The following is a 12405-nucleotide window of genomic DNA, read 5'->3' on the forward strand; positions in this document are numbered from 1 at the left end:
TGGCTCTTATTTTTGTGAAAAAAAATCTTTCCCCTTTAGGATCACTGAGATGTTATGATTGACCTTGCCCCATATCCTCTTTAGAAAGGAGTATCCATAATGGCAAATTTAAAATATTCATTATTTATTTTTCTTGGCGCATGCAGTTATGGCATTCTGGCATCCATTGTAAAACTTGGACTCCAGGCCGGCCACTCTGTTCCTGAATTGACCGGAAGCCAATATTTATTTGGGCTCCTTTTGCTGTTGCTTTCTTTCCCATTTATCAAAAGAACGAAAATCACCCTTAAACAAACAGCAGCTTTGTTATTGACCGGTGCCTCCCTAAGTTTAACAGGCATTCTGTATGGAATGAGCCTCGACCGGAATCCGGCCTCCATCGCTGTTGTTCTCTTATTTCAGTTCACCTGGATAGGAATTCTTTTAGAAGCCCTATATGAAAGAAAGATGCCCAGTAAAGCAAAAGTCATTTCTTCGATCTTGCTTATTATAGGGACAGTATTTGCAAGCAACCTGATTAATTCCGGGTCACATCCTATTCAAGCTGATGGCCTGATCTATGGCTTATTATCTGCGGTAACATTTGCCGTATTCATTTTTGCGAGCGGCAAGGCAGGTAAGGGAATTCCAACCATTCAGAGGAGCATCTTCATCACATTTGGCGGACTTCTTCTGGTTGCAGCTGTTTCAGGCCCCGTCTTAATAAGCGGCGGCATTCAGCTTGAAGGCCTATGGAAATTCGGCCTGCTGATGGCATTGTTCGGAGCCATTTTCCCAATTTTATTTTTTGCAATCGGTTCACCCCATTTAGATTCAGGGCTTGCCACAATTGTAGGTTCTGCCGAACTCCCGGCTGCTGTTGCTGCGGCCATGCTGATTCTAGGCGAAAGAATTTCGGAAGCACAGACTTTCGGAATTGTGCTGATCCTGATTGGAATCAGTATTCCGCAATTCTCATTGAAAAAAGCAGCAAAGAATCGATTTAGCACGTAAGGAATTTACGAGGTAAGATTTATAGAAAAGAGACTTTGGAAATGACCTCCAACGTCTCTTTTCTATAAAGTCTGTTATCTCATCGATAGGTTTTTATCATGTATTATGCGTGTCTATAACAACTGCTGTGTTTTGGTGAAGAGGCAGGATTCATAAAGCTTCCTTCTGTGTTATATCTTCTCCTGTCCGAATGAGCGCCACATTCGGACTCTATCTACCTTTTTCCTCTTCCCCTGTCCGAATGAGCGCCACATTCGGACTCCATCTTCCTGTTTTCCTCTTCCCCTGTCCGAATGAGCGCCACATTCGGACTCCATCTTCCTGTTTTCCTCTTCTTCTGTCCGAATGGGGCAAGTCAAACGCCCCTTCTGCGAAAACAATCTTGATAAAAGGACTGTTTACTCCTAAAAGCAGTGGGTATATGAAAGTATGCAATTCTACAAATTCTTTTAAGGAGTGACAATATTGGACAATAATCGGTACTGGGGCGGATTTGATTACCTTTTGGCCAAACTGCCTGATTTATTATTAGCACTATTAGTATTATTAGTTGGGTGGATGATTGCAAAAGCAATCGAAAAAGCCATTTTAAAAGGGCTGCGCAAAACCAGCCTTGATGACAGAGTATTCCCTGATAAAGCAAATAGAAAGTATTCATCTGAGAAAATAATCAGCAAGATTATTTTCTATCTGCTGTTAGTGTTCGTATTTATCCTGTTCTTCAATATATTGGACCTCGATATTATCGCTGCACCGCTTGTGGGCATGTTCTCCTCCATAATGGCAGCAGTGCCGAGCATTTTAAAAGCAGCTCTAATTCTATTATTCGCATGGCTTATCGCCACCGGACTCAGCCTGCTGATCAGAAAGAGCGGCAGAACGCTCAAAGTTCATGAAAAGCTTAGCAAATGGAATTTAACAGACCATAAAGAGCAGCCTGCCAATGTTATTGATAACGCAGCTAAAATTGTGTTCTACCTGACATTGCTGGTATTCCTGCCGGCTGTATTGGGAGCTCTAAACATGAATGGAATCGCCGGACCGTTCACCGGCATGCTTGAAAGCATCCTGGCCATTTTGCCTAAGCTACTTGCAGCAGCCCTGATTTTATTTGTCGGCTGGTTCGTTGCGAAAATCGTCCGTGATATTGTAACGAATTTCCTGCAGGCTATTGGAAGTGAAAAACTAACCGCAAGACTTGGCTTAAACCGATTGTTTGAAGGGACAAGCCTGGCATCTGTGATTGGCACAGTTGTGTTTGTTCTTATTCTGATCCCAACAGTCATTGCCGCTCTAGAGAGATTGGATATTGAAGGCATTTCCGGACCTGCCATTGCCATGCTGAATGATGTCCTGACGATGCTGCCGAATATTGCTGTAGCTATATTCTTCGTGCTGATTGGAGTTTGGCTCGGAAAATGGGTACGCAAATTCGTCTCCAGTTTACTCGAACGCATTGGATTGAATTCTTACTTCTCCGGTATGGGATTAAATAAGTCTGCTGCTGCAGGCAATGGTTTAAGCTTCTCCCAGGTGATTGGCTATATTGCAGAAGTGATTATTGTCCTGTTGTTTGTGGTACAGGCTCTTAATATCCTTGGCCTTGACTTCCTGGTAACATTGGCGACAGGTGTAATTGCCTACCTGCCTCATGTGATTGCAGCTCTTGTCATTCTTGGCGTAGGTTTGTGGCTGGGAGGTCTGGTTAAGAAATTGCTAAGCACGGTTCTTCAAGGACCGCATTATAAATTCCTTGCCAATATCGCTCAGGCAGCCATTATCGCGATTTCAATCTTTATGGCACTCGATCAGCTTGGTCTCGCCGCTTCCATTGTAAATGCTGCGTTCATTCTAACGCTTGGTGCACTTGCCCTGGCATTCGGCTTATCATTTGGTCTTGGTGGAAAGGATTTTGCAGCCAAGTATCTTCAAAAGCTTGATCGTAAAATTGAAGAAACAACTATTAACAAAGATGCCGATACGAAAGCAGTGATGAAAGAAGCCATGCCTGAAATGAAACCAGGCAACGCCACTAGTACTTTTGATAAACCGATTAACCCAACAAGCCCAGATCCGTCTATGAATCCTGCAAACGACCCATTAAATCCGCGCAATAACCGGATGGATGAAAACAATGGGCCACTGAAATAATTTTTGAAGCACGTCCCTATGGCGTGCTTTTTTATTTTCCAGGCTTTTTCTCTTCACAAAAACCTGCAATTTAAGTAAACTAATAATACCTATAAAACCAATGAGAAAGGTCGGAAAATAATTGGCAAATACACCGGTTTCTATTCCCCGTCCGCTCGTAAGAACCAATCAATGGTCGATCGTATTAAGTGTTTTAGCTTCGTGGCTTATCGGAGAAGCATGGATTCTTGCCATCCCCCTACTTGCAGGTATAATGGGCTTATTGTTCAGCTACAATCCCATTATGCGTACAGCAAAACATTTTCTGAGAAAAAATCCTGCTGATTACATTCCCGAAGACTGGGAGCAGCAGCAATTTAATCAAGTGATTGCCGTTGCCTGCCTGGCGCTGGGCCTAATAAGCTTTCTTCTGGGCTGGACAGCTGCAGGGTATGTTTTTACAGCTATGGTAGCCCTATCAGCATTTGTTGCCATTCTGGGATTTTGCATAGGCTGTTTTATCCGCTTTCAGTTCAATCAATATAAATACCGAAAATCATTAGATAAAGCTTAAGGCAGCCAACACGGCTGTCTTTTTCTTTTTCTTTTTCGTTTCCACTCAGCTAGTTTCAAAGGACTTTTTAAGGGGTACATATTTCATAAGTAAATCATTCTGAGGTGAAAAAATGAAAACTGCCAGTAAGTTTCTCTTAACAAAAGAGGATATGACTAACCCCGAAATTGTGCCTGAGTGGGTTATTCAAGAATATAAAACATTTCATGATACGGTTACAGATAAAACCTTCCCGTGCTATTTTGGAATGACTGCTGAGATGCGCGGCGAATTGAGATATGCCTATATTACACAGGGGGACTGGTCTAACCTGCCGGAAGCCCTCGAATCCTTTATCGAGCTATTTGACGCACCAAAACTGATTCGACATGGCTTGTTTGTATTTGTGGAGCCGGAAACAGATGAAAAACCGCTTGAACATTACAGAAAATATTTTTGGAATATCCTTCAGTACCTGCATAAGGTTGATACAAAGCCTTGGCCAAAGGATTATCCGACAGATCCCGACCATCATTTATGGGCGTTTTCTTTTGCCGAGGAACCATTCTTTGTGTTTGGAAATGCGCCTGCCTACAAGCAGAGAAAGACGAGGGATTTGGGCAATAGCCTTGTGCTCGGTTTCCAGCCGCGCCGCATTTTTGAAGGCCTTGAAGGCACCTCTAAAGGCGGCATCATGTCCAGGGAAAAAGTAAGGGAACGGGTTGAAAAATGGGATGGCCTCCCTACCCATCCAAACATCAGCCATTATGGCGATTCCGAACACCGTGAGTGGAAACAATACTTTATCGGTGATGACATTAAACCAATCGAAGGGAAATGCCCTTTTCATCATAAATAATTTTGAAAGCGCAGCGCCTAACGCACGAATTATCTTCGAGGAACGTCCATCTCCTAATTTTACCTGAAAAGCAAAAACTGCATAAATAAATAAGGAACCGTTCTCAGTATACGGTTCCTTATTTTAGGGTTATATATTGATTAATGAGACTGCCGATTGCGGACAGTAATTCTCTGCCCGCTGCCTGGCTTTGAAGCTGGTCCACAAGTACAGCGGCGTAAACAGTTTTTCCTTTATGGGTAAATATGCAGCAATCATGCTCTATTCCTGGAAGTTCGCCTGTTTTGCTGGCAACCTTGACTTTTTCCGTGTCTATCGTGTTTGCAAGTTTGTTTTTGTACTGCTGTTTTTCCAATATATCCAGTGCTTTTTGTGTGTATTTCCCGGTTAAAAGTGACTGCTCTGCCAACGCCTTTATGCCAGACACCATATCCCTGGCAGTCGTAGTGTTGTCCATGCCGTTTTTCAATGCCTCAAAGTCCATCATCTTCCTGTTTAATTCTGTACAATTATACCCCAAACCTTTGATTAGCTGATTGATTTTCTCTATTCCCAGCCTCTCAATGATTAAATTAGTTGCTGTATTATCAGATACAATGATCATGAGCGTCATTAAGTCTATAAACTTCACCTTCAGACCCTTGCTCATGGACTGCAATACCCCGGCTCCTCCAACCCGGGCAGCATCCTTCACCTCTGCTTCTTCATCAAGCTGAAGCATCCCTTTTTCTGCCTGTGAAAGCCCCGCGAGTAAAATGGGAACCTTAATCAAGCTTGCGGAAGAGATAACATCATCGGCATTTGTTTCGATTACACCATCTTCTGTATGGATATATACGGAAACGCGGCCGTCACAGCAGCTGGCCAATTTAAGAATTTCCGCTTTGAAAGTATGAAAGTTCATTTTATTTCGCAGCGGCTACTTGCGGCCGGTTATGGTCGCCCGTTACCTTTTCATTATATAAATGGCAGGCCACAAAGTGATCCTTCTCAATCTCCTGCCACTCAGGCTTCATGGAAGCACAGGCCTCCATCGCATAAGGGCAGCGCGTGCGGAATACGCAGCCGCTAGGAGGATTCATCGGACTCGGGAGTTCCCCTTCCAAAATAATTCTTTCCCGGTGATCCTCGACATCAGGGTCAGGGATGGGAATCGCCGACAGCAAGGCCTGTGTATAAGGGTGAAGCGGATTTTTATATAAGTTTTCGCTAGTGGTTAATTCCACTATATTCCCCAAATACATAACGCTAATTCTGTCGCTGATATGTTTGACCATCGAGAGATCATGGGCGATAAATAAGTAGGTTAGACCTTTTTTCTTTTGAAGCCCTTTAAGCAGATTGACTACCTGGGCTTGTACCGATACATCAAGTGCGGAGATCGGCTCATCAGCAATAATAAATTCCGGATCAAGCGCCAAAGCCCGGGCAATTCCAATTCTTTGCCTCTGTCCGCCGCTGAATTCATGCGGATAGCGGTTGGCATGATCGCGGTTAAGACCCACATCCTCCAGAAGCTGATAGACCCGCTCAAGCCGTTCCTTTTTGTTCGGATATAATCCATGCACTTCCATGGGCTCCGAAATAATCTCCTGGACGGTTGACCGCGGATTTAACGAAGCATATGGATCCTGAAAGATCATCTGCATCTTCCTGTGAAAAGCAAATCTTTCTTTTTCAGTCATGGTATGGACATTCTTTCCGTCATAAAGGACTTCGCCTTCTGTACGGTTGTATAAACCAATAATTGTACGCCCTGCGGTTGATTTTCCGCAGCCGGATTCGCCGACAATCCCGAAAGTTTCGCCTTGTTTGATATGAAAGGAGACATCATCAACTGCCTTCAGAGTCTGGCCTTTCCCCATTGAAAAATGCTTTTTTAAATGATTGACCTGTAAGAGTGCTTCTTTTGACATATTTATTCCCCCGTCTCTTGCCAGTAACGTCTAGCTGCACATAATTCCTTTTCATAGATAGTATCTTTCAAGTCGATAATTTCGATGGTTTTACCGGTATTAGGAGAATGAAGCAGCTTTCCATCACCATAATAGATGCCTACATGATGGAGTTTGCCTTTTCCTTCTTCATAAGCAAAAAATAATAAGTCCCCGGGTTCAATGGCGTCAAGTTCAACCAGATTCCCTGCTTCCGCCTGATCATGGGCATCACGGGGGATGATATATCCATTTGCTTTGCACATAGAATAGCTGAAGCCTGAGCAGTCATATCCAAAGCTGCTCATGCCGCCCCATAGATATGGCAGGCCTAAAAATTGTCCCCCCGCATCGATGATGTCTTTTCCGTTGCCTTTCCGTATAGCCCCGATTGATTCATACACCTGCACATCTTCAGGTTTTAGACATCCTGTTCCCTCAGGTGTCTGCACCTGAATCCACTCGGCTTCTTCTTTTAACACCGGGAGTATAGTTTGATAGCTTAGAACAAGTTCAGGCTCTCTATCATTAGAATAGAGCGTTGCCTTTTTCTTCTGAATGACCACAGCCTTTCTGCTATCAAGCTTCCAATCTTCATTTTTTGTCAGCTGGGCTATCGGCACCCATCCAGGGTATCCTCTCCGATCCTTAGAAGAAGGCTGGCTCGGCACAACAACATGAACCCACCCATCCTTCTCCTCCAATACAATTACTTCTTCTCCGTACAGAACTTGTGATTGAACAAGATTCCCATTGCAAAGTTCCAGCCTGGGTTCATATGTGAGTTTTTCAAGCCAGGAATCCAGATGAACTGGATTGGTGATGGCGTCAAGGTCTATTTCTCTTGATGAATCACTTGCTGTCCACAAGGTTGCAGCAGGAACCGAAACCAGCCATTTTTGCTGAATTGCCAAAACGAATTCCTCCTTTAAATTATCCATACTTTATCAGGAAGTTAGTTCCTGCTTGTTTACGATTAACGATACATTCCTGATGCCAAGGCCGTGTTCGGATGGCAGGGTGATTTTGCGGCCGGAATATTGAATTCCGCCTTCTACAATTTCTTTTGCCATCATCAATGGGGCGTCAAAATCAAAACGGGTTATATTCTTTTTGCTTGCGGCAAAGTGGGCTGCGGCCGTAATGCCGATCTTGGTTTCAATCATGCTGCCTACCATGCACTCCATCCCGCATACTTCAGCGAGCTGATTGATGATCTGCGCCTGATAAATACCGCCTGATTTCATCAGCTTAATATTAATCAAATCAGCACTTCGCGTTTTAATGATTTCAAATGCCTGCTTCGGAGAAAAGACGCTTTCATCTGCCATAATCGGTGTATCAACCGCATCGGTAACTTGCTTAAGGCCCTCTATATCCCATGCCTTCACAGGCTGTTCGACAAGCTCAATATTCAAGTCCAAAGCTTCCATTTTTCGAATGGCATAGATAGCATCCTTTGATTTCCAGCCCTGATTGGCATCCAGGCGGATTTTAATCTTAGGTCCGACTCGTGTGCGTATTTCTCTAATTCTCTCAATATCTGTTAAAATATCATCCTTGCCGACTTTCACCTTAAGGACATTAAAGCCTTGCTGAACATAGGAAACAGCATCTTCCCCCATTTCCTCCGGGCCATTGACGCTTACCGTATAATCCGTTTCCACCTCATTTTTATGCCCGCCTAAAAATTGGTAAAGAGGCAGTTTGCACTGCTGTGCAAGACAATCATACAATGCCATATCCACCGCTGCCTTTGCACTCGAATTTCCTATCAAAGCTGACTGAATTCCCTGGAAGATATCCTCATAGTTTAGAAGGCTCTTATTGACCAGCATCGGCTTTAATACATGATGAATGGCGGATTCGATGCTTGATAGGCTGTCTCCTGTGATCACCACAGTTGGAGGGGCCTCCCCCCAGCCGGCAATACCGTTATCGCAAGTTACTTTTACAACAATCGTTTCAGCTGTCTCAACCGTTCTCAAAGCTGTTTTAAATGGTTTTTTCAGTGGTACCGCAGCTCTAAATGTTTCGATCGTGTTTATTTTCATCCATACCACCCTTTTACTTAACGCCGCTTTCGATTATCAGCTTTTTACCGGCCGCATCCAATTTTGCACTTACACCTAATGGCACAGAAATATGCGGAGAGCAATGGCCGATATTAAAGCCCTTTACAGCCGGCTTATTCACCCTTTTTATATACGTATCAAGCACTTCATCCAGTTCTAAGGAAAGTTCTCTTTCCGGGACGCAATTATTAAAGTCCCCGATGATAAAGCCGGCCGCATCCTCAAGCTTCCCGGCCATATGCAGCTGGTTTAGCATGCGGTCGACCGCACGGGGCTCTTCATTGATGTCTTCAATAAGCACAAGCTTATCTTTTGTATCAATTTCATATGGTGTTCCAATCGTGCTGGACAGGAGAGACAGATTGCCGCCCGTTAAGATTCCTGAAGCACTCCCGCTCACCAGCGTCTCCAGATTCGAAATCCCTTCCGGATAGTCAAGCGTTACAGGCTTAAATAACTGGTTAAAATACTGCTTTGATAGTGGATCCGCATCCTCCTTGCCAATATCGGATGCCAGCATCGGGCCATGGAAGGTGACCAATCCTGTCTGCTGGCGGATTGCAGTATGCAGGAATGTAATATCACTATAGCCCCAGAAAATTTTCGGGTTTTCTTTAATAAGGCTGTAGTCAATTTGGGATGCAATTCTCCCTGTGCCATAGCCGCCGCCTGCGCAAATGATTGCTTTGACTTCCTTATCCAGAAACATTTTATGTAAATCTGCCAGCCGGTCCTCGTCATTTCCGGCAAGGTATCCATATTGATCAGTCACATGATCGCCCATTTTTACCTTTACGCCAAGCTCCTCCAAAAAGGCCAGGGATCGCTTTAGGTTTTCCTGATTGGGCGGGCTTGCCGGTGCTATAATTCCAATAGCATCGCCTTTTTCCAAGCGTTGAGGTTTCATTGCCATGCTGCCACATCCTTTTAGTTGTTTATTAGCATTATATGCTCCTTAAGTAAAAGCATTGTTTGGGAAATGAAATAATTGTCGAGGATATAAGCTAAAATTCGGGAAAATATATTATTTTTCGGGAAATAATTCAGAATGCTACTCTGAAAAAAAGGGATGTTCACACGAACACCCCTTTTCCTGTCACTTTCACGTCAAGCCGAAGAAGTATTACTTTTTATCTGCCCATTTAAGCTCCAGGTATCCAACCGGATGGCGGACGATTCCTGAAACTGCATCATTATAGAGATAAACCTGGTTGTAGTAATGGATAGGGATAATCGGCATTTCTTCGAATAAGATTTTTTCAGCTTCATACATCAGTTCAAAGCGTTTTGCTTCGTCTGCTTCATTCTTTGCATCTTTAATCAGCTGATCGTATTTCTCGTTGCTCCAGCCAGTGCGGTTCATGGAATGTCCTGTCTGGAAGTTTTCAAGGAAGTTGATTGGGTCAGCATAGTCAGCAAGGAATGAGCTGCGTGATAATTGGAATTTAAGCGCTTTTTGTTCTTCAGCAAATACATTCCATTCCATGTTGGCAAGCTTTACTTCAACGCCAAGGTTTTCTTTGAACATTTGCTGAAGTGCTTCAGCTATTTTCTTATGTGTATCATCCGTGCTGTATGTTAAGGTAACTTCCGGAAGCTTATCATATCCTTCTTCTTCCATGCCTTTTTCAAGTAATGCCTTCGCTTCTTCTGCATTTGTTTTTACAAGGTCACCCGATACTTCACGGAAATCTTTTCCTGTAGGATCAGCAAAACCATATGAAACAAATCCATATGCTGGCTTTTCACCATTCTTTGTGACGAAATCAACAATTTGCTGCTGGTCCACTGCCATCGCAAATGCTTTACGGATGTTTAGATTCTGGAATGGCTCCATGTTTACATTAAATCGATAGAAATAATCTCCAGCCTGGTCTTCAACCTTTGCTTCTCCCAGCAGCTGCTCGCTTAGCTCAGAAGGTACATCAGATACATCCAGTTCTCCCGATTGATACATTTGATATTCTGTATTTGTATCATCAATGATTGCCCAGTGAATTTTATCAAGCTTTACAGTCTCAGCATCCCAATACTGATCGTTTTTCTCCATCACAAAATGGCTGTCATGCTCCCATTCCGTTAAGTTGAAAGGCCCATTTCCGACAAAGGATTCAGCTTCAGCAAACCACTTCGGATTTTCTGTTGCAACTTTTTCGTTAATTGGGAAAAACGCAGGATTAGTAATCACACTTAAGAAGTAAGCTTGCGGACTAACTAAAGTAACTTCAAATGTTTTGTCATCAACTGCTTTTACTTTTACCTCATCAGCTGATCCTTCCCCATTGTTATAAGCTTCTCCGCCTTCAATGAAGTAGCCGAGGAAAGCGGCTGAAGAACCAGTATCAGGATTTAAAAGGCGCTTCCATGCAAATTCGAAGTCACCTGCAGTTACAGGATCACCATTTGACCATTTTGCATCCTCACGGATATGAAAGGTGTAAGTCTTTCCATCTTCTGAGATATCCCATTTTTCAGCAATTGCTGCTTCTGGTTCATGATCTTGCCCAAGACGGGTCAAACCTTCCATCAAGTTGTTCAGTGCGCTCCAGGAAACAGAGTCAAAGCCGATAGGAGGGTCAAACGAAGTCGGCTCCTGGCCATTGTTCAAATAAAGTACTTTTTCAGCACTTTCTTCTTCTTTCTTGCCATCATCCTTGCTGTCTGATTCATTGCCGGCATTTTCATTTGCCGTACAGGCTGCCATGACAAATAGCAATACGCCCGCCAGCAGCAGTGATAAAAACTTTTTCATTCTTTTTCCCCCTCTTAAAATATATTTCTTTATCTATCAGCTGGCTGTTTGACAGCTGATAGAATCATAACTTTCAAAGTACCGGTCCGGCACTTTGAAAGGAAAAACCTATTTTACACCTGCAAGCATTTTCTGTGCCCGCTCATCCTGGAGCCAGCAATCTACATGATGATCCTTGCTTAAATGAGTTTTATATGGATAGACCCGGTCACATACTTCCATTGCGAAGCCGCATCTGGCAGCAAATGGGCAGCCAGCCGGCGGAGCGAATAAATCCGGAGGTGATCCGCCAATGGGAACAAGATCAGCTCCGTCCAAATCAAGACGCGGAACTGAATTCAGCAGGCCCTTCGTATAGGGATGCTGAGGATTATAGAAGATTTCCCTTCTTTCACCGGCTTCCACTATTTTTCCTGCATACATCACGGCAATGCGATCCGCTACTTGAGCGACAACCCCCAGGTCATGGGTAATGATGATTATAGATACCCCTGTTTTCCTCTGTATATCTTTAAACAAATCCAATATTTGAGCTTGAATCGTTACATCAAGTGCTGTAGTGGGTTCATCGGCAATCAGCACTTCCGGTTCACAGACAAGGGCCATGGCAATCACAATCCGCTGCCTCATCCCTCCGCTGAACTGGTGCGGATAATGCTTCAATCTTTCGGACGGATTTGGAATCCCAACTAAATTTAGCATTTCCAGGGCCTTTTTACGGGCATCCTGCCGGGAAATGGATTCATGCTGCATAATTCCTTCAATAATTTGCTCCCCAATGGTAATCGTAGGGTTCAAAGCGGTCATTGGATCCTGAAAGATCATCGAAATGTCTGCACCGCGAATATCCCGCATCTCAGACTCTTTTAATTTAGTCAAATCCTTCCCTTTAAAAAGGACAGCGCCATCAGCTATTCTCCCTGGCGGGGATGGAATCAGCCGCATGATGCTCTGGGAAGTCACGCTTTTTCCGCAGCCGGATTCACCGACTATCGCAAGGGTTTCTCCCTTATACAAATCAAATGTTACTCCCCTTACAGCCTGGACTTCACCGCCATAAGTGGTAAATGTGACATGCAGGTCTTTTACTTCCAGTACTTTCTCCATGC

General features: G+C 43.8%; 11 protein-coding genes. 4 read left to right on the plus strand and 7 right to left on the minus strand.

Features of this window, described 5'->3' with window-relative positions; all coding sequences use genetic code 11:
- Window positions 1-99: 99 nt before the first annotated feature.
- From JI665_RS25550 to JI665_RS25565, 4 genes are all read left to right on the plus strand, one after another.
- Window positions 100-993 (plus strand): EamA family transporter, encoded by an 894-nt coding sequence (locus tag JI665_RS25550; RefSeq protein WP_206845504.1) that lies wholly within the window; start codon window positions 100-102, stop codon window positions 991-993.
- A 465-nt stretch (window positions 994-1458) separates the two neighbouring features.
- On the plus strand, window positions 1459-3144 hold the full coding sequence (locus tag JI665_RS25555) for a mechanosensitive ion channel (RefSeq protein ID WP_206845505.1): 1686 nt from the start codon (window positions 1459-1461) through the stop codon (window positions 3142-3144).
- A gap of 121 nt (window positions 3145-3265) precedes the next feature.
- The gene (locus JI665_RS25560) at window positions 3266-3697 is read left to right on the plus strand and encodes a DUF4395 domain-containing protein (RefSeq protein WP_206845506.1); all 432 of its coding nucleotides are present in this window, start codon (window positions 3266-3268) and stop codon (window positions 3695-3697) included.
- A gap of 112 nt (window positions 3698-3809) precedes the next feature.
- Window positions 3810-4535, plus strand: coding sequence for a YqcI/YcgG family protein (locus JI665_RS25565; protein WP_206845508.1), 726 nt, complete (start codon window positions 3810-3812; stop codon window positions 4533-4535).
- A 118-nt stretch (window positions 4536-4653) separates the two neighbouring features.
- Here JI665_RS25565 and JI665_RS25570 read toward each other — a convergent pair whose 3' ends face one another.
- The 7 genes from JI665_RS25570 to JI665_RS25600 form a co-directional block, all read right to left on the minus strand.
- On the minus strand, window positions 4654-5439 hold the full coding sequence (locus tag JI665_RS25570) for a serine hydrolase (RefSeq protein ID WP_206845509.1): 786 nt from the start codon (window positions 5437-5439) through the stop codon (window positions 4654-4656).
- A gap of 1 nt (window position 5440) precedes the next feature.
- On the minus strand, window positions 5441-6451 hold the full coding sequence (locus JI665_RS25575; RefSeq protein ID WP_206845511.1) for an ABC transporter ATP-binding protein: 1011 nt from the start codon (window positions 6449-6451) through the stop codon (window positions 5441-5443).
- Window positions 6452-6453: 2 nt separating this feature from the next.
- Window positions 6454-7383, minus strand: coding sequence for a C40 family peptidase (locus JI665_RS25580; protein ID WP_206845513.1), 930 nt, complete (start codon window positions 7381-7383; stop codon window positions 6454-6456).
- Window positions 7384-7416: 33 nt separating this feature from the next.
- Window positions 7417-8523, minus strand: a complete 1107-nt coding sequence (locus JI665_RS25585; protein ID WP_206845514.1) for a dipeptide epimerase — start codon at window positions 8521-8523, stop codon at window positions 7417-7419.
- 13 nt (window positions 8524-8536) lie between these two features.
- Window positions 8537-9457: a S66 peptidase family protein gene (locus tag JI665_RS25590; RefSeq protein ID WP_206845516.1), complete on the minus strand. Its 921-nt coding sequence runs from the start codon at window positions 9455-9457 to the stop codon at window positions 8537-8539.
- A gap of 210 nt (window positions 9458-9667) precedes the next feature.
- Entirely contained in the window at window positions 9668-11296 is a 1629-nt protein-coding gene (locus JI665_RS25595; RefSeq protein WP_206845517.1) for a peptide ABC transporter substrate-binding protein, read from the minus strand.
- 108 nt (window positions 11297-11404) lie between these two features.
- Window positions 11405-12403, minus strand: coding sequence for an ABC transporter ATP-binding protein (locus tag JI665_RS25600; protein WP_206845518.1), 999 nt, complete (start codon window positions 12401-12403; stop codon window positions 11405-11407).
- Window positions 12404-12405 lie beyond the last annotated feature (2 nt).

The sequence above is a fragment of the Bacillus sp. NTK034 genome, from assembly GCF_017303275.1.
Lineage (GTDB): Bacteria > Bacillota > Bacilli > Bacillales > Cytobacillaceae > Cytobacillus.

Bases quoted from the DNA above. Each gene is read 5' to 3' on its own strand.
- JI665_RS25550 (WP_206845504.1), top strand. From the start codon at position 100: ATGGCAAATTTAAAATATTCATTATTTATTTTTCTTGGCGCATGCAGT.
- JI665_RS25565 (WP_206845508.1), top strand. From the start codon at position 3,810: ATGAAAACTGCCAGTAAGTTTCTCTTAACAAAAGAGGATATGACTAAC.
- JI665_RS25570 (WP_206845509.1), bottom strand. From the start codon at position 5,439: ATGAACTTTCATACTTTCAAAGCGGAAATTCTTAAATTGGCCAGCTGC.
- JI665_RS25575 (WP_206845511.1), bottom strand. From the start codon at position 6,451: ATGTCAAAAGAAGCACTCTTACAGGTCAATCATTTAAAAAAGCATTTT.
- JI665_RS25585 (WP_206845514.1), bottom strand. From the start codon at position 8,523: ATGAAAATAAACACGATCGAAACATTTAGAGCTGCGGTACCACTGAAA.
- JI665_RS25590 (WP_206845516.1), bottom strand. From the start codon at position 9,457: ATGGCAATGAAACCTCAACGCTTGGAAAAAGGCGATGCTATTGGAATT.
- JI665_RS25595 (WP_206845517.1), bottom strand. From the start codon at position 11,296: ATGAAAAAGTTTTTATCACTGCTGCTGGCGGGCGTATTGCTATTTGTC.
- JI665_RS25600 (WP_206845518.1), bottom strand. From the start codon at position 12,403: ATGGAGAAAGTACTGGAAGTAAAAGACCTGCATGTCACATTTACCACT.